The organism is Micromonospora sp. NPDC049275 (assembly GCF_043197115.1).
In the GTDB taxonomy this organism is placed as follows: Bacteria; Actinomycetota; Actinomycetes; order Mycobacteriales; family Micromonosporaceae; genus Micromonospora.
In genome coordinates, this window is record NZ_JBICSN010000019.1 from 62,651 (window position 1) to 80,093 (window position 17,443).

Annotated in this window: 12 protein-coding genes; 8 read left to right on the forward strand and 4 right to left on the reverse strand. The window is 73.6% G+C overall.

Translation table 11 applies throughout. The annotated features are described in order from the left end of the window. Positions 1 to 8: 8 nt before the first annotated feature. Complete coding sequence (locus ACGFIE_RS31450) at positions 9 to 653, forward strand: SIMPL domain-containing protein (RefSeq protein ID WP_393301603.1); 645 nt, start codon at positions 9 to 11, stop codon at positions 651 to 653. Beyond that, a complete protein-coding gene (locus tag ACGFIE_RS31455; RefSeq protein ID WP_393301606.1) occupies positions 653 to 1,300 on the forward strand; it encodes a nucleoside/nucleotide kinase family protein in 648 nt (215 codons plus the stop codon). Before ACGFIE_RS31450 ends, ACGFIE_RS31455 begins: the two co-directional genes overlap by 1 nt. Before the next feature lie 12 nt (positions 1,301 to 1,312). Here the strand turns inward: ACGFIE_RS31455 and ACGFIE_RS31460 are convergent, their stop codons facing one another. Beyond that, entirely contained in the window at positions 1,313 to 1,945 is a 633-nt protein-coding gene (locus ACGFIE_RS31460) for a dihydrofolate reductase family protein (RefSeq protein WP_393301609.1), read from the reverse strand. A gap of 9 nt (positions 1,946 to 1,954) precedes the next feature. Continuing rightward, the gene (locus ACGFIE_RS31465) at positions 1,955 to 2,512 is read right to left on the reverse strand and encodes a sugar O-acetyltransferase (protein WP_393301612.1); all 558 of its coding nucleotides are present in this window, start codon (positions 2,510 to 2,512) and stop codon (positions 1,955 to 1,957) included. 137 nt (positions 2,513 to 2,649) lie between these two features. On the opposite strand from ACGFIE_RS31465, the gene ACGFIE_RS31470 reads away from it, so the two are divergent. Next, positions 2,650 to 6,000 (forward strand): S8 family serine peptidase, encoded by a 3,351-nt coding sequence (locus ACGFIE_RS31470; protein WP_393301615.1) that lies wholly within the window; start codon positions 2,650 to 2,652, stop codon positions 5,998 to 6,000. Positions 6,001 to 6,051: 51 nt separating this feature from the next. Here ACGFIE_RS31470 and dapD read toward each other — a convergent pair whose 3' ends face one another. Continuing rightward, positions 6,052 to 7,011, reverse strand: coding sequence for a 2,3,4,5-tetrahydropyridine-2,6-dicarboxylate N-succinyltransferase (dapD, locus tag ACGFIE_RS31475; protein WP_393301617.1), 960 nt, complete (start codon positions 7,009 to 7,011; stop codon positions 6,052 to 6,054). A gap of 78 nt (positions 7,012 to 7,089) precedes the next feature. Here dapD and dapE point away from each other — a divergent pair, with 78 nt between their 5' ends. After that, a complete protein-coding gene (gene dapE, locus ACGFIE_RS31480; RefSeq protein WP_393301620.1) occupies positions 7,090 to 8,163 on the forward strand; it encodes a succinyl-diaminopimelate desuccinylase in 1,074 nt (357 codons plus the stop codon). Between the two features lie 51 nt (positions 8,164 to 8,214). On the opposite strand, the gene ACGFIE_RS31485 is transcribed toward dapE, so the two are convergent. Continuing rightward, positions 8,215 to 8,391: a hypothetical protein gene (locus tag ACGFIE_RS31485; RefSeq protein WP_393301622.1), complete on the reverse strand. Its 177-nt coding sequence runs from the start codon at positions 8,389 to 8,391 to the stop codon at positions 8,215 to 8,217. 154 nt (positions 8,392 to 8,545) lie between these two features. Here ACGFIE_RS31485 and ACGFIE_RS31490 point away from each other — a divergent pair, with 154 nt between their 5' ends. The 4 genes from ACGFIE_RS31490 (at position 8,546) to ACGFIE_RS31505 (ending at position 17,221) form a co-directional block, all read left to right on the forward strand. Next, complete coding sequence (locus ACGFIE_RS31490) at positions 8,546 to 9,409, forward strand: TIGR00730 family Rossman fold protein (protein WP_393301625.1); 864 nt, start codon at positions 8,546 to 8,548, stop codon at positions 9,407 to 9,409. Next, a complete protein-coding gene (locus ACGFIE_RS31495; protein ID WP_393301628.1) occupies positions 9,409 to 9,954 on the forward strand; it encodes a TIGR00730 family Rossman fold protein in 546 nt (181 codons plus the stop codon). Before ACGFIE_RS31490 ends, ACGFIE_RS31495 begins: the two co-directional genes overlap by 1 nt. A 131-nt stretch (positions 9,955 to 10,085) precedes the next feature. Continuing rightward, complete coding sequence (locus tag ACGFIE_RS31500; protein WP_393301631.1) at positions 10,086 to 13,796, forward strand: ATP-dependent helicase; 3,711 nt, start codon at positions 10,086 to 10,088, stop codon at positions 13,794 to 13,796. Continuing rightward, positions 13,793 to 17,221, forward strand: a complete 3,429-nt coding sequence (locus ACGFIE_RS31505) for an ATP-dependent helicase (protein ID WP_393301634.1) — start codon at positions 13,793 to 13,795, stop codon at positions 17,219 to 17,221. The genes ACGFIE_RS31500 and ACGFIE_RS31505 overlap by 4 nt, the downstream gene beginning before the upstream one ends. Positions 17,222 to 17,443 lie beyond the last annotated feature (222 nt).

Sequence of the window (17,443 nt, forward strand, 5' to 3'; positions counted from 1 at the left end):
TGGAAGGCATGGCGACGGACGGCCCGGTGGTGCAGGTGCGCGGCGAGGTGACCCGGGAGGTGCCGCCCGAGTTGGCGCGGTTCGCGGTCGTCGTGACGGCCCGCGGTCGGGATCGCGAGGCGACGCTGACGCAGCTCGCCGAGCGGGCCGCCGCCGTCCGGGTGCTGCTGGACGGTTCCGAGCCGGCGGTGGCCGGGCGGGAGGCCGGCGACCTGTGGGTCCGGCCGCAGACCAAGCGTTCGGGCGAGCGCGTGGTGGGCTGGCTGGGCAGCGTCACCACGACTGTCACCGTCACCGATTTCACAGCTCTCGGTGAGCTGATGCTCCGGCTGGCCGACCAGGACCAGGTCTCGGTGTCCGGTCCCTGGTGGGAGCTGCGCCCGGACAGCCCCGCGTACCGCGAGGCGCGGCACGCCGCGATCAGCGATGCGCTGCTGCGCGCCCGGGAGTACGCGGAGGCGCTCGGCGCCCGCGTCACCGCGCTGATCGAGCTGGCCGACGCCGGTCCGGGGGACCGGCCGATGTTCGCCCGCGCGGGGTTCGACGTCGGCGCCGGCGGCGGGGTGCCCGAGCTGGAGCTGGACCCCCAGCCGCAGACCGTGCAGGCGGCGGTGCAGGCGCGGTTCACGATCAGCGATCCGGTGCTGGGCTGATGCCGCCGGCCCGGGTGCTGGCCGTCGACGAGCTGGTGGCGCGGGCGCTGTCGCTTGCCGACGCGGGCCCGCGACAACTGCTCGGCATCACCGGGGCGCCCGGCGCCGGGAAGTCCACCCTGGCCGAGCGGATCGTCGCCGAGGTCGGGCCGAGCGCCCGGCTGGTGCCGATGGACGGCTTCCACCTGGCGCAATCGCAACTGGTCCGGTTGGGCCGCGCCGACCGCAAGGGCGCGGTCGACACCTTCGACGCCAACGGGTACGTCTCGCTGCTGCGCCGGTTGCGCCGGCTGGAGCCGACCTCGGTCTACGCGCCGGAGTTCCGCCGGGAGATCGAGGAGCCGGTGGCCGGGGCGATCGAGGTGCCGCCGTCGGTCCGCCTGGTGGTGACCGAGGGCAACTATCTGCTGGTTCCGGACTTCCCGTGGCAGGAGGTCCGGACGCTGCTGCACGAGGTGTGGTTCCTCGACCTGGACGCCGAGCTGCGCCAGCGCCGGTTGACCGCCCGGCACGAGGCGTACGGGCGGTCGCCGGAGCAGGCACGGGCCTGGGCGTTGGGCAGCGACGAGGCGAACGCGGCCCGCGTCACTCCCACGGCCGACCGGGCGGACCTGGTGGTCCGCCTGCCCGATCCGTCGGTGGCCTGAGCGGGCCCGCTCTCACTGGCCGCGGTCGTCGCGGGTCATGTCCCCGGTCGCGGGCGTCCCCTCGTCGAGGCGGTAGCGCAGCAGCACCGCGCCCGTGGTGGAGGTGGCGGGCGGCTCGACGAGGGTCAGGTTGGCGGGTACGGCCCCGCCGTCGAACACCTTCTTGCCGACTCCCAGCACGATGGGGAAGATCCACAGGTTGAGCCGGTCGAAGAGGCGCTCGCGCAGGAGCGTCTGGACCAGGTTGAGGCTCCCGATCACGTGGATCTTCTCGTGCCTGTCCCGCAGCTCACATACGGCGCTGCCCAGGTCGGGGCCCAGCTGGGTCGAGCCGGCCCAGCCCAGGTCCGGGTTGCCCCGTGAGGCGACGTACTTCGGGATGCGGTTGAACAGGGTGGCGATGTCGCCGTCGATCCCTTCACCCTGCTGCGGCCAGTACCCGGCGAAGATGTCGTACGTCCGGCGGCCCAGCAGCAGCGCGTCCATGCCCTGCATGCCCTCCATGACCTGTTGGCCGCCCGTCTCGTCGAACAGCGGCGCCTGCCATCCCCCGTACGGAAAGCCCTCCGGGTCCTCGTCCGGGCCGCCCGGCGCCTGGGCCACCAGGTCGAGTGTCGCGAACAGGTCGATGTGGATCGTGCCCATGCGGTTCTCCTAGTCGAGTTCGCGGACCGGTCGGGCCGGGTTGCCGACGGCGACCACGTTGGCGGGCAGGTCGCGGGTCACCACCGCGCCGGCGCCGACGACTGTGTTCGCGCCGATCGTCACGCCCGCGAGCACTATCGCGCCGCCGCCGAGCCACACATTGTCGCCGATGGTGATCGGTTTGGCGGCCTCCCACTTGTCGCGACGCGGGTCGGGTTCCACCGGGTGGGTGGGCGTGAGCAGTTGGACGCTCGGTCCGATCTGGACGTCCGCGCCGATGGTGATCGCCGCGACGTCGAGGAAGATGGCGTTGTAGTTGACGAAGCTGCGCGGGCCGATCCGGATGTTCCAGCCGTAGTCGCAGGAGAACGGTGGGCGGATCGAGGTGTCCTCGCCCAGGTCGCCGAGCAGGTCGCGCAGGGCCGCGAGTCGTGCCACCGGATCAGCCGCGGAGCTGGTGTTGAAGCGTTCCATCAGCCGGGCGGCCCGGTCCAGGTCGGCGACGAGCTCGGGATCGTCGGCCAGGTAGGGCTCGCCGGCGAGCATCCTGTCCTTCATGGAGGTCACCGCTCGATCATGCCGGCTTGCTTAGTCGACTTGTGGCGGGTCCGTCATCTTTCGGCCTTCTTTTTGCATACCCGGTATGCAATTCTGGGTTGTCAATGTGACTCCCGTACATCAAGACGCTTGACGAGGAGGATCCGTTGCACCAGGCAAGAAGATTGGCCGCTCTCGGCCTCGTGTCCGCGCTGGCGCTCTCCGCGCCGGTCCCCGCATCCGCCGCACCCGCCCCGCCGGGCGGCGCCGGCAAACAGTCCACTTCGGCTGGGCCCATCGCCAACCGCTCGACCACCGTCACGCTGATCACCGGTGACCGGGTCACGGTCACGGCTGCCGGCGCCTCGGTCCACCGCGGCCCCGGCCGCGAGGGGGTGCGGTTCCTGGTCCAGCGCCAGCACGGGCGCCTCTCGGTGACACCGACGGACGCGCTGCCGCTGCTGCGCTCGGGCCGGGTGGACCGGCGACTGTTCGACGTCACCGGGCTGGTCGAGGCGCGCTACGACGACGCCCACCGCGACACCCTGCCGCTCCTGGTGTCGTACGGCTCGACGGGCACCGCCCGCCGTACCCAGGCCGCGCTGCCCGGCACGCGGGTGACCCGTGACCTGCCGGCGATTCGCGGCGCCGCCCTGACCACCGGAAAGTCCTCCCTCGGCGCGGTCTGGACGACGGTCACGACCGCTCCCGCCGGGGCCCGCGTCGACGCGGCGGGGGGCGTCGAGCGGATCTGGCTGGACGGCCGCCGCCGGGTGACCCTCGACCACAGCGTGCCGCAGATCGGCGCACCGGCCGCCTGGGCGGCCGGGTTCACCGGCAAGGGAGTGTCCGTCGCGGTGCTGGACACCGGCGTCGACGCGACCCACCCGGACCTGGCCGGCAAGGTGGCCGAGGCACGCAACTTCAGCGAGGCCCCCGACGCTCGGGACACGGTCGGCCACGGCACCCACGTGGCCTCGACCATCGCCGGCACCGGCGCGGCCTCCGGCGGCAAGTACCGGGGTGTGGCGCCGGACGCGACGCTGCTCGACGGCAAGGTCTGTGAGGACCAGGGCTGCAGCGACTCGGCGATCCTCGCCGGCATGCAGTGGGCCGCGGTGGAGAAGAACGCCGCGGTGGTCAACATGAGCCTCAGCGGCTGGGACACCCCGGAGGTCGACCCGCTGGAGGAGGCGGTGCAGACCCTGACCGCGCAGACCGGCACGCTGTTCGTCCTCGCCGCCGGCAACGACGGCGCGGACGGCTCGGTCGGCTCCCCGGCCACTGCCGACGCCGCCCTCGCCGTGGGCGCGGTGGACCGTGACGACAAGCTGGCCGACTTCTCCAGCCGGGGCCCGCGGATCGGCGACGACGCGCTGAAGCCGGACATCACCGCCCCCGGCGTCGACATCGTCGCCGCACGGTCCGCCACCGGCGTCATCGGTGACCCGGTGGGGGACCGCTACGTCACCCTCTCCGGCACCTCGATGGCCACCCCGCACGTGGCCGGTTCCGCCGCGCTGCTGGCCCAGCAGCACCCGGGATGGCAGGCCGACCGGCTCAAGGCCACCCTGATGGCCGCGGCCAAGCCACACCCGGACCAGACCGCCTACCAGCAGGGCGCCGGGCGGGTCGACGTCGCGCACGCGATCACCGAGCAGATCACCACCGATCCGGTGAGCGTCTCGTTCGGGCGTACGCTCTGGCCGCACGGTGACGACACCCCGATCACCCGCACGGTGACCTGGCGCAACGACGGTCCGGCCCCGGTCACCGTGGACCTGGGCGTCGAGGGCGCCGGCCCCGACGGTCGCGCGCTACCGGCCGGCCTGTTCGTCCTGGGCACCAACCACCTCACCGTGCCGGCGGGCGGCACGGCCGCCACGACCGTCACCGCGAACACCCGGCTCGGCGACGCCGACGGCTACTGGACCGGGCGGATCGTGGCCCGATCCGGGACGACGGTCGCGGTCACCCCGCTGGCCGTGCACCGGGAGGTGGAGAGCTACACGCTGACCGTGGAGCACCTGAACCGTGCCGGCGACCGTGCCGCCGAGCATTCGAGCAGCCTGGTCGGCCTGGACAGCTTCTCCTGGTGGGACCTCTACGGCCCCGACGGGGTGGCCACCGTGCGGGTGCCCAAGGGGCACTACGGCCTGGCCAGCCTCATCTTCGAGCCCGCACCGGACGATGAGCAGGGTGCGATGTCGGTGCTGGCGCAGCCCGAGCTGACAGTCGACCGGGACACCCGGATCGTGGTGGACGCCCGCCGGACCAAGCCGGTGCGCGCGACAATCCCCGAGCGGGGCGCCACCCCGGAGCTGGTCGACGTCAGTGGCAACTTCACTGCCGACGACGGCAGCGGATACACCATCGGGATCTGGGCGGACACGTTCACCGGCCTGACCAGCGGTCAACTGGGCAAGCCGGTCTCCGACGAGCGGTTCGTCTCCACGATCAGCAGCCAGTGGATCAAGCCGGACACCGCCAGCAGTCCCTACCTGTACGCGCTGGCCGAAGCGATCCCGGGCCGGCTGCCCACCGGGTTCGTCCGCAACTACTCCGGACGGGACCTGGCCACCGTCGTGCACCAGTTCCGCGGTGGCGATCCCGGGCTGGAGGCCGAACGGACCGTGTACCCCGTGCTGGAGTACAACGTCGGCGGCTCCGCTCTGGTCCTGCCCACAGCCGTTCCCGGTCAGCGGGTCGAGCACTACAACACCAGGGGCGTGAAGTGGGAGTCCGACATCTACTTCGGAACGCGGGACGAGGACGGCTGGTTGAACCCACAGACGGCGCTCTTCTCCGTCCCGACCGCGTACCGGGCGGGGCGGACCGTGCAGGAGACCTGGAACCAGGCCCCGTACGGGCCGTCGTTCCCGGCGCCGCGCTGGCCCGAGGACAGCGTCACCCGCATCGGTGACACCATCCTGGTCGGCCTGCCGATGTTCAGCGACGCCGCCGGGCACCCGGGCGCATCACTTGTCGACAGCGAGCGGACCGAGCTCTGGCGCGACGGCAAACTGGTCGGCGAGAGCGAGTACTCCGGCTTCGGCGAGTTCACCGTGCCACCCGGCACGGGGAACTACCGGCTCGTCACGTCGGCGAAGCGCAGCGTCACCGACCTGAGCACCGAGCTGGAGTCCACCTGGACCTTCCGGTCCGGGCACGTCGACGGTGACACGCCGGCCCGGCTGCCCCTGTCGGCGGTGCGCTTCGCGCCTCCGTTGCGCGCCGACAACAGCGCTCCGGCCGGTCAGGGCTTCGTCGTTCCGGTGCGCGTGCAGCGGCAGCCCGGCGCTCCGGCCGCCCGGGTGGAGAAGCTGACCGTCGACGTCTCGTACGACGGCGGGAAGACCTGGCGCAACGCGACGCTGGTCCGCGCCTCCGGCGATGGCTGGTTGGCAGTGCTGCGCCATCCGGCGGGTGCCGGCTACGTGTCGCTGCGGGCCACCGCTCGGGACACCGCCGGCAACACGGTGTCCCAACGGATCATCCAGGCGTACCGGTTGCGCTGAGGCGTACCCCGTCCGGGTCCGCGGCCGAGTGCCGCGGACCCGGCGGGTCCGTCAGTCGTTGGCGTGCAGGGCGGCGTTGAGCTCGATGCCCCGGCCGGTGCGCGGCCGGGCCTCCAACGCGCCGTTCACCGAGTTGCGCCAGAACAGCAGGCCGTCGACGCCGGACAACTCCCGGGCCTTGACCACCCGGCCGTCCGGCAGAGTGATCTTCGACGCGGCGGTGATGTAGCAGCCCGCCTCGACCACGCAGTCGTCGCCGAGGGAGATGCCGACACCGGCGTTCGCGCCGATCAGGCTGCGCTCGCCGATGCTCACCTTCTCGGTGCCGCCACCGGAGAGCGTGCCCATGATCGAGGCGCCGCCGCCGACGTCGGAGCCGTCGCCGACCAGCACGCCCTGCACGATGCGCCCCTCCACCATCGAGGTGCCCACGGTGCCGGCGTTGAAGTTGACGAAGCCCTCGTGCATCACCGTGGTGCCGGCGGCCAGGTGCGCGCCGAGACGGACCCGGTCGGCATCGGCGATCCGCACACCGGAGGGCACCACGTAGTCCGTCATCCGGGGGAACTTGTCCACCCCGTACACGGACAGGTGCCGGCCGGCCGCGCGCTCGATCACCCGCAGCTCGTCCACCCGGTCCGGCGGGCACGGCCCGGCGGACGTCCAGGCCACGTTGGCCAGCTTGCCGAAGATGCCGTCGAGGTTGAGCTGGTTGGGTCGCACCAGGCGGTGCGAGAGCAGGTGCAACCGGAGGTACGCGTCGGAGGCGTCCTTGATCGGGTCGTCCAGCGAGCCGATCACGGTGACCACCTGGACGGTACGCAGACCAGGCAGCGACCGGTCACCGAGCGCGGCCGGCGGCAGGTCGAGCACGTCCGCCTTGTCCTCGCCGGAGACCAGCGGCAGCTCACCCAGGCCCAGCTTGCCGGTCGGGTACCAGGTGTCGAGCACCTGCTCGTCGGCGGTGACCGTGGCCAGGCCGATGCCCCAGGCGGAATCTGCGGACGTCACTGTTACACCTCTCGGTCACGGCCGAGCTGACCTCGGCTCGCTCCTCGCGCTTACAGACCTGAAGGTACCGTGCGATTCATGGAGAACCCGCTGACCCCCGAGGTCCTCGCCGATCCGGTGCAGCTGACCCGCGCTCTGGTCGACATAGAGTCCGTGTCCCTCAACGAGAAGGCGATCGCCGACTGTGTCGAAGAGGTGCTGCGGGGCGTACCGCACCTGACCACCCACCGACACGGCAACACGGTGATGGCGCGCACCGACCTCGGTCGGTCGCAGCGTGTCGTGTTGGCCGGGCACCTCGACACGGTGCCCCTGAACAACAACTTCCCGTCGACCATGCGTGGCGACCTGATGTACGGCTGCGGCACCTCCGACATGAAGTCCGGCACCGCGTACGCGCTGCACCTGGCGGTGACGCTGCCCAACCCGCGCTACGACGTGACGTACTTCTTCTACGAGGCCGAGGAGATCGAGTCGCGGTACAACGGGCTCAACCTCGTCGCCCAGGCGTTCCCGGAGTGGCTGGAGGCGGACTTCGCGGTCCTGCTGGAGCCGACCTACGGCATCGTGGAGGCGGGTTGCCAGGGCACCATGCGGTCGGTGGTCACCACGACAGGCGTACGCGCCCACTCGGCGCGCTCCTGGCACGGGGTGAACGCGATCCACGCCGCCGGTGAGGTGCTGCGACGCCTCCAGACGTACGAGGCGCGCCGGGTCACCATCGACGGCTGTGACTACCGCGAGGGCATGAACGCGGTACGGATCAACGGCGGCGTGGCCGGCAACGTGGTCCCCGATCTCTGTGAGATCGAGGTCAACTACCGGTTCGCTCCGGACCGCACCCCCGCCGAGGCGGAGGCGCACCTGCGTGAGGTGTTCGCCGGCTTCGAGGTACGGGTGACCGACACCGCGGCGGGCGCCGCGCCGGGCCTGGAGGCGGCCCCGGCGAAGGAGTTCCTGGCGGCGGTCGGCGCCGCGCCGATCGGCAAGCTGGGCTGGACGGACGTGGCCCGGTTCGCGGCCATGGGGATCCCCGCGCTGAACTTCGGCCCGGGCGACCCGAACCTCGCCCACCACCCCGACGAGCACGTCGAGATCAGCAAGATCCGTGACGGCGCGGCGACCCTGCACCGCTGGCTCGCCCCGGCCTGACCCGGTCGGAACCGCTCCGGTCGGCCCGTTCCGGCGATCAAGAGGTTCGCGTCAGCCTGGCCCGTTGTCGGCGGCGCGAACCTCTTGATCGGCTCCGGATCCCGTGGTGGCGGCGGCGGACGACAGGGCGGGGTCGAGATCGCGGGTGCGGCGGCGCTCGGCCACCACGTCGTGGATCCGCCGCTGCATCTGTCGACGGATCCGGATCATCTCGCTGTTGCTGATCACGCTGTCTCCTCCCCCGAAGGCGCGCGCCGGGGCATACCCGGTATGTGAATAGTAAGACGTACGGGGAAGCCAAATAGTTGCCCTTGATCGCGAACTATTTCCCGGCGTCCGTAGCCCGCGCCCCCGGCGTGTGCGGCTCCACTACGGTTGCTGCATGAGCCAGAACAACGGGCGGGAGGCCGGCCGCACCCCGGGGCGGGAGCGGCACCGGGGCGCCGTCACGCTGCGCCGGGGGGCGATCCCGAGCAGCACCGCCGACCAGCGGCTGCTGGACTCGCGCGGGCGCGAGGACTGGAAGACCAGGGACGCCTGGCGGGCCCTGCGGATCCTCTCCGAGTTCGTCGAGGGTTTCGACACCCTCGCCGACCTGCCGCCGGCGGTTAGCGTCTTCGGTTCGGCACGCAGCGGCCCGGACACGGCCGAGTGCCGGCTGGCCGAGGAGATCGGCGGCGCGCTCGCGCGGGCCGGTTACGCGGTGATCACCGGGGGTGGCCCGGGCGTGATGGAGGCCGCCAACCGGGGCGCCACCGAGGCCGGCGGGCTCTCCGTCGGGCTCGGCATCGAGCTGCCGTTCGAGCAGGGCATCAACGACTGGGTCGACCTGGCCATCGACTTCCGCTACTTCTTCGCCCGCAAGACCATGTTCGTCAAGTACGCGCAGGCGTTCGTGGTGCTCCCCGGCGGTTTCGGCACCATGGACGAGCTGTTCGAGGCGCTCACCCTGGTGCAGACCGGCAAGGTCACCCGGTTCCCGGTCGTGCTGATGGGGGTCGCCTACTGGCAGGGGCTGCTCGACTGGTTGCGCGACACCATGGCCGCCAGCGGCAAGATCGGCCCGGTGGACCTGGATCTGATCTGCCTCACCGACGACGTCAACGCGGCCGTCCGACACATCGTCGAGGCCGAGGCGGCGCTCTCCGTCGAACAGGACGCGGTCCGTGACGAGGCAGTCGCCCGCACCGGCGCCGACCAGCAGGCCGCCGCCGAGCAGGCCGCCGACCGGTCCCGGGAGGGCTGATGGCGGCGGTCTGCGTCTTCTGCGCCTCGTCCCGTACCCTCGACCAACGCTGGCTCGACCTCGCCGCCGAGACCGGCGCTGAGCTGGCCCGGCGCGGGCACACGCTGGTCAGCGGCGGCGGCTGCGTCGGCATGATGGGCGCGGTGGTCGACGGCGCCCGCGCCGCCGGCGGACGCACCGTGGGCGTCATCCCGCAGGCGCTCGTCGATCTGGAGGTCGCCGACCTCGCCTCGGACGAGCTGCTGGTGACCGACTCGATGGCCAGCCGCAAGACCCTGATGATCGACAGGTCGGACGCCTTCCTCGCCCTGCCGGGCGGGCTCGGCACACTCGACGAACTGTTCGAGGTCTGGACCACCGCCACCCTCGCCCTGCACGCCAAGCCGATGGTGCTGATCGACGCCGACGGCTTCTACCGGCCCTTGCTGGACTGGCTCAACAGCCTCACCGACCAGCACTTCCTCAAACCCGCCGGCCGCAACCTGCTGACCGTGGTCGCCACGGTCCCCGAGGCCCTGAAAGCGCTGGAGTCCGCCCTACCCTGACTCCGGACCCCCGATCATGCGGTTGGCGGCAGGGCCGTCGGCGTGTCGTGCCGCCAACCACATGATCGACGGGGGTGGATGGGGTGAGGTTGGGGCGGATGGGTGTCGTATGGGCGTGATGGGATTTGGTGATGCAGGCGTACCGGTTGGTGCGACGGTCCGGCGGGCCGGCGCGGGGGGACGGGGCCGGCACCTTGCCCGTCGGCGGCGGTGCGTCCGTCGGCGGCGGTGCCTCCCTCGCCGCTGAGCCGGACTCCGTCGGCGGCTCAGGGCCGGCGAGCGGTGACCCGGGCTTCCAGGCCGATCCGGTGCAGGCCGAGGTCGTCGGGCACACCGACGGGCCGATGCTGGTGCTCGGCGGTCCCGGCACCGGCAAGACCAGCACCCTCGTCGAGGCGGTCGCCGCCCGGGTCGCCGAGGGGGTCGACCCCGAACGCGTCCTGGTGCTGACCTTCGGTCGTCGTGGTGCCACCGCACTGCGTCAACGCATCGAGGCCCGGGTCGCGCAGGACGGCTACCGGGTGCTGCGCGAGCCGCTGGTTCGCACCTTCCCGGCGTACGCCTTCGGGCTGCTGCGCCGGGCCGCCGCCGAACGCGGCGAGCCGTCGCCCCGCCTGCTCACAGGCCCCGAGCAGGATCTGATCATTCGCGAGCTGCTGGACGTGGTCGGCGAGGAGCCCGAGGACGACCCGGTCGGCTGGCCCACCGATCTGCGCCCGGCGCTGCGCACCCGGGCCTTCGCCGGTCAGTTGCGCGACCTGCTCATGCGCGCCGCCGAGCGCGGGGTGGGCCCGGTCGACCTGGCCCGGCTGGGTGAGAAGCTCGGCCGCGCCGACTGGCCGGCCGCCGCCCGCTTCCTGCGGGAGTACGTAGCGGTGCTCGCGCTGCGCGACGTCAGCAACCGGGGCTCCATCGCGTACGACCCGGCCGAGCTGGTCCGTGCCGCCACCGGTCTGCTGCGCGATGACGAGGAGCTGCTGGCCGCCGAGCGTCGCCGCCTCGCCCACGTGTACGTCGACGAGCTGGCCGACACCGATCCCGCCCAGCTCGAACTGCTCTCGGTCATCGCCGGCGGGGGCAAGTCGCTCGTCGCGTTCGCCGATCCCGACTCCTCCACGTACGCCTTCCGTGGTGCGGACCCGGCCGGAGTGACCACCTTCGGGCACCGCTTCCGGACGGCTTCCGGCGCGCCGGCCGCCCAGGTGCTGCTGAGCACCTCCTATCGGGCCGGCCCGGTCCTGCTCGCCGCGATGGCCCGGCTGGGCCGCCGGCTGCGCGGTCCGATGGCGCACCGCCGGCTGCACCCGCTGCCGGAGGCGCCGGCCGGTGTGGTCGAGGTGCACACGTTCCGGTCGGCGACCAGCGAGGCCGCCTGGCTCGCCCACGCGCTGCGCGCCGCGCACCTGCTCGACGGCGTGCCGTGGTCGCGGATGGCGGTGCTGGTGCGATCCACCGCGTTGCAGTTGCCCACCCTGCAACGCGCGCTGCACGCCGCCGGTGTCCCCACCGTGGTGCACGGCGAGGACCTGCCCCTGCACCTGCAACCGGCGGTCGCGCCACTGCTGCTCCTGCTGCGCTGCGCGCTGGAGCCGGCCCGTCTGGACGAGGAGGCCGCGGTCGCGCTGCTGCACTCCCCGCTGGGCGGGGCCGACCCGCTCGCCGAACGGCGGCTCCGGCAGGGCCTGCGTGCCCTGGCGCTGGCCGGTGGTGACCGCCGCCCGTCCGGTGAGCTGATCGTCGAGGCACTGCAGGACCCGACGGAGCTGGCCGGCATCGACAGGCGGTGGGCCGAGCCGGCGCAGGCGGTGGCCGGTCTGCTCGCCACCGCCCGGGACGCCGCCGCGCAACCCGGCGCGACCGCCGAGACCGTGCTCTGGGAGGTCTGGGACGCCAGCGGGCTGGCCGAGCGCTGGGCCGGCGCGATCACCCAGGGACGGCCGGCGGCCGGCGAGGGCGACCTGGCCCGCCGCCGGCGAGCCGAGGCGGCCGACCGGGACCTGGACGCCGTGCTGGTGCTCTTCGACGCGGCGGCCCGCTTCACCGACCGGCTGCCCGGCGCCCGCACCGAGGTCTTCCTCGACCACGTGCTCGCCCAGGACCTGCCGGCGGACACGATCGCACCGACCGCCGACCGGGGCGCGGCGGTCCGACTGCTCACCGCGCACGCCGCGAAGGGCCTGGAGTGGGACCTGGTCGCGGTCGCCGGGGTGCAGGAGGGCATCTGGCCGGACCTGCGCCTGCGCGGCAGCCTGCTCGGCTCGGAGCGGCTCGTCGACGTGCTGGCCGGCCGATCCGTCGGCGGCGCCCGGGCGGCCAACGTGGTGGGGCAGACCTCTGCCCTGCTCGACGAGGAGCGCCGGCTCTTCCACGTCGCCATCAGCCGGGCCCGGCACCGCCTGCTGGTCAGCGCGGTGGCGTCGGCGGCGGTCGGCGGTGACGACCACGAGGAGCAGCCCAGCCGATTCCTGCACGAGCTGGGCCCGAGCGCCCCGCCCACCGCGCCCCCGAGCGCGCCGCCGACCCCGCCGAGCACGCCGCCCGGTCCGCGTTCCGGCCCTGCGGGGGGCGAGTCCGTCACCGGCTCACCGAGCGACACGACCGCCGCCGACGGCGCGACCGGCGACGGCGCGACCGGCAACGGCGCGACCGGCAACGGCGCGACCCGCAGCGACGAGGCCCACGGCGGCGCGACCGGCAAGGGCGTGGCCGCCACCAGCGTGGCCGCCACCAGCGCGGCCGCCACCAGCGCGACCGGCAATGGTGCGACCGGCGGCGGGGGCGCCGCCTCCAGCAGGGAGGACGACGACGAGGATCAGCCCGGCGCGTTGCCTGTCACCCGGCCGCCCCGGGCGCTCACCCTGCCGGCGTTGGTCGCCGAACTGCGTACCGCCATCACCGACCCCGCCGCGCCGGCGGCCCGGCGGCGCGCCGCGGCGGTCGAGTTGGCCCGGCTGGCCGCCGCCGGTGTGCCCGGCGCGCACCCCGACGACTGGTGGGGGCTGCGGGCGCTCTCCGACGACCGGCCGCTCGTCGACGAGGGGACGCCGGTGCGGGTCACTCCATCGGCGATGGAGAGTGCGCTGCGGTGCAGCCTGCGCTGGCTGCTGGAACGGCACGGCGGCAGCGGTCCGACCAGCACCGCGCAGGGGGTGGGCAACCTGGTGCACGCCGCCGCGATGCTCGCCGAGGACGCCAGCGCCGACCGGGGCGCCCTGCTCGACTACGTGGCCGCCCGGTTCGACGCGATCGAGTTGGCCGCCAGGTGGATGGCCGGCCCCGAGCGGGAGCGCGCCGAGGCGATGGTCGACAAGCTGCTCCGCTGGCTGGCCACCAACCCGCGCCGGCTGCTCGCCATCGAGCACGAGTTCGCGGTCCGCCTGGACGATCCGCAGCGCCCCGTCGACCTGGCCGGGCGGGTCGATCGGCTGGAGGTCGACGAGGCCGGCCGGCTGGTGGTGATCGACCTCAAGACCGGCAAGTCGACAGCGGTGACCGGCTCCGAACTGGCCGAGCACCCGCAGCTCGGCGCGTACCAGGCGGCGGTGGAGGCGGGCGCGTTCGCCGAGTTCGGCGACGAGTCCGGCGGCGCGGCGCTGGTGCAGCTCGGCACCTCCGCGAAGGATGCCCGGGAGCAGAACCAGCCGGCGGCGGGTGAGGGCCCGGCAGCCGGCTGGGCGACGGCGCTGGTCCGGCGGACCGCCGATACGATGGCAGCCGCCACGTTCGCCGCGGTGGCCAACTCGAAGTGCCGGGTCTGCCCGGTGCGCACCAGCTGCCCGGTCTCCGGGCAGGGGCGCCAGGTGGTCGAGCCGCCGACCGTCCGTCCTCCGGAGAATCCATGACCCAGCCCACCCTGTTCGGCGCGGGCCCCGCGCCGACGCCCCGGCTGGCGGACTCCGGGCCCCGGTACACCCCGGTGGAGCTGGCGAAACTGCTGCGGCTGCCGGCGCCCACCCGGGAGCAGGCCGCGATCATCGCCGCCCCGGTGGAGCCGCTGCTGGTGGTGGCCGGGGCCGGGTCGGGCAAGACCGAGACGATGGCCGCGCGGGTGGTCTGGCTGGTGGCCAACTCGTACGTGCGCCCGGAGCAGATCCTCGGGCTGACCTTCACCCGCAAGGCGGCCGGCGAACTGGCCCACCGCGTCCGTACCCGGCTCGACCAGCTCATCCGCCGCCTCGGCCGGCAGGGTCGCGACCCGCTGGACGACCCGCTCGCCGGTGAGCCCACCGTCTCCACCTACCACTCGTACGCCGGCCGGATCGTTACCGAGCACGGTCTGCGGGCCGGCTACGAGCCGTCCACCCGACTGCTCACCGAGGCGTCCCGCTGGCAGCTGGTCGACCTGCTGGTGCGCAACTACGACGGCGACATGTCCGAGGTGGACCGGATGCCGAGCACCATCACCGACGCGGTGCTGGCGCTCGCCGGGGAGCTGGACGAGCACCTGGTCGCCCCGGACCAGTTGGCCGCCTGGACCGGGCGGTTCTTCGCCGAGGTGCAGTCGCGGCCCGGCCGGGTGTACGCCGACGTGCGCAAGGCACTCACCCTGCAACAGACCCGGCTGCGCCTGCTGCCGCTGGTGCGGGCGTACGCCCGGCGCAAGGAGGACTTCGAGGCGATGGACTTCGCCGACCAGCTCGCCCGGGCGGCGCGTGTGGCCCGGGATCATCCGGGGGTCGGCGAGATCGAGCGGGACCGTTTCCGGGTGGTGCTGCTCGACGAGTACCAGGACACCAGCCACGCCCAGGTGGTGCTGCTCAACGCGCTCTTCGGCGGCGGGCATCCGGTGACGGCGGTGGGCGACCCGTGCCAGTCCATCTACGGCTGGCGGGGGGCCAGCGCGGGCACCCTGGACCGGTTCCCCACCGAGTTCGCCCGCGCCGACGGTGAGCCGGCCCCGGCGCTCGGGCTCACCACCAGTTGGCGTAACCGTCCGGAGATCCTCCGGGTGGCGAACGCACTCTCCACCACGCTGCGCGCGGCCGGCGCCCGGGTGCCGGAGCTGCGCTCCGCGCTTACCGTCCGCGACCCGATCCCGCACCGCAGCCCCGGCGGGGCGGCCGGCGGGACAGTGCACTGCGCGCTGCTGCCCACGTACGCCGACGAGGCTGCGTGGATCGCCGACAGCGTGCTCGCCGCCTGGCGCGGCGCGGCCCGGATGCCCGGCGCGGCGCCCGAGCACATACCGGTGGCGCAGCGACCGACCACCGCCGTCCTGGTCCGGGTCCGCAGTCAGATCCCGGCGATCGAGTCGGCGCTGCGCGAGCGCGGCCTGCCGGTGGAGGTGGTGGGCCTCGGTGGTCTGCTGGACACTCCCGAGGTCCGCGACGTGGTGTGCACGCTGCGGGTGCTTGCCGATCCGACCGACGGGGCCGCGTTGCTGCGGCTGCTCACCGGTGCCCGCTGGCGGATCGGGCCACGTGACCTGGTGGCACTGCACCGGCGGGCCCGGGCCATCGCCAACGCTCGACGCCAGGTGGCCGCCGACGAGAACGCGGAGATCAGCCCCGATCTGCTGGACGAGGCGACCCTGGTGGAGGCGCTGGCCGACCTCGGCCCGGCGCAGGCGTACTCGGCGGAGGGGTTCGCGCGGCTGCGCGCGTACGGCATGGAATTGGCCCTGTTGCGGTACCGCCTGGACCAGGCCCTGCCGGATCTGATCGCGGACATCGAACGCACGATCGGCCTGGACGTGGAGGTCGCGGTGCGCGCCGGCCGCGAGGGCGCCGGTGACGCCGGCCTGGCCCGGGGGCACCTGGACGCCCTGGGTGACGTGGCGGCGCGCTTCAGCGGGGAGACGCCCGGCGCGACGCTTTCCGGTTTCCTGTCCTACCTGGCCGCCGCCGAGGACGAGGAGCGCGGTCTCGCCCCGGGCGAGGTCGAGGTGGTGGAGGGCGCGGTACAGGTGGTCACCGCGCACGCCGCGAAGGGGCTGGAGTGGGACGTGGTGGCGGTGGCCGGGCTGTGCCGTGGGTCGTGGCCCGGGCCGGCGCGCAACTCCGACCACTGGCTCGGCGGGCTCGGTGTGCTGCCGTTCCCGCTGCGCGGCGACGCCGACGGGTTGCCCGAGCTGGCGCTCGACGAGGCGGCCGACCAGCGGGCCGTGGCCCGGGCGGTGAGCGACTTCACCGACGCCTGGCGGGCCCACGACGAGCGGGAGGAGCGCCGGCTGACGTACGTGGCGGTCACCCGGCCGCGCCGGCTGTTGCTCTGCTCCGGGTACTGGTGGGGGGAGGGGACGAAGCGGCCGCGGGGCCCGTCGGTCTTCCTGCGCGAGGTGTACGACGCCTGCCTGGACGGCGGCCCGGGGCACCTGGTCGACGCGTGGGCACCGGAGCCCGCCCCGGACGCCGCGAACCCGACGGCCGAGGTGGTGCTGCGCGCGGAGTGGCCGGCCGACCCGCTGGGTGGCCGTCGGCCGGCGCTGGCCGAGGCGGCCGGGCTGGTACGTCGCCTGATGACCGACGGCCCGGCCTCGGTGAGCGTCGGCCCGGTCGGCTCGGTGGGCGTCGGCCCGGTCGGCCCGGTGGTCGCGGGGCCGATGGTGACCGTCGAGCCGGAGCCGGACCCGGAGGTGGCGCGCTGGCGTCGCGAGGCGGATCTGCTGCTGGCCGAGCGGGCCGAGCTGACCCGGCTCTCCGGCGCGGTCGAGGTGGCCCTGCCCGGGCAGTTGAGCGTCACCCAGCTGGTGGCGTTGCGCCGTGACCCGGCGGCGCTGGCCCGTACGCTGCGCCGTCCGGTGCCCACCGAGCCCAACCCGTACGCACGCCGGGGCACCGCCTTCCACGCCTGGCTGGAGCAGCGTTTCGGCGCGGACCGCCTGCTGGACCTGGACGAGCTGCCCGGCGCGGCGGATGCGGACGCCGCACCGGACGAGGCGCTTGTCGAGTTGCAGGAGCGGTTTCTGGCCAGCGAGTGGGCCGACCGCGTGCCGGTCGAGGTGGAGGTGCCGTTCGCCACGGTGATCGCGGGCGTCGTGGTCAGGGGGCGGATGGACGCCGTCTTCGCCCGCCCCGGTGACCGGTTCGACGTGGTCGACTGGAAGACCGGCGCGCAGCCGACCGGGCCGGCGGCGGACGTGGCCGCCGTGCAGTTGGCCGTGTACCGGCTGGCGTGGGCCGAGCTGGCCGGCGTGCCTGTCGACCGGGTCGGGGCGGCCTTCCACTACGTCCGGCACGGCGTGACGGTTCGGCCCGCCGACCTGCTGGACGTGACCGGGCTCACGGCGATGATCGCCCGATTGCCCGAAGATTCCGCCCAAGATTGACCGCTGGCGGGAAAACCATGATACGTTGACCGGGTTGCAGTTTTGGTTACCAGAGACTCTGTGTGCGCCTGGCGGGATTGTGGCCCCAGGCGCTCTTTGTTGTGTCCGGAGTTCTCCGGGCGGGGCGACCAGAAGCGACAGGCGATTCGCGCATTCCCGCGCGGAGCGCTCCTCTTCGGGCACGCAACACGTGCGTGTCCGACGTTCCGTCAAGGAGACGAA

Excerpts from the sequence above, each read along its gene's own strand:
- ACGFIE_RS31450 (WP_393301603.1), top strand. The coding sequence starts at position 9 with ATGGCGACGGACGGCCCGGTGGTGCAGGTGCGCGGCGAGGTGACCCGG.
- ACGFIE_RS31455 (WP_393301606.1), top strand. The coding sequence starts at position 653 with ATGCCGCCGGCCCGGGTGCTGGCCGTCGACGAGCTGGTGGCGCGGGCG.
- ACGFIE_RS31460 (WP_393301609.1), bottom strand. The coding sequence starts at position 1,945 with ATGGGCACGATCCACATCGACCTGTTCGCGACACTCGACCTGGTGGCC.
- dapE (WP_393301620.1), top strand. The coding sequence starts at position 7,090 with ATGGAGAACCCGCTGACCCCCGAGGTCCTCGCCGATCCGGTGCAGCTG.
- ACGFIE_RS31490 (WP_393301625.1), top strand. The coding sequence starts at position 8,546 with ATGAGCCAGAACAACGGGCGGGAGGCCGGCCGCACCCCGGGGCGGGAG.
- ACGFIE_RS31495 (WP_393301628.1), top strand. The coding sequence starts at position 9,409 with ATGGCGGCGGTCTGCGTCTTCTGCGCCTCGTCCCGTACCCTCGACCAA.
- ACGFIE_RS31500 (WP_393301631.1), top strand. The coding sequence starts at position 10,086 with ATGCAGGCGTACCGGTTGGTGCGACGGTCCGGCGGGCCGGCGCGGGGG.
- ACGFIE_RS31505 (WP_393301634.1), top strand. The coding sequence starts at position 13,793 with ATGACCCAGCCCACCCTGTTCGGCGCGGGCCCCGCGCCGACGCCCCGG.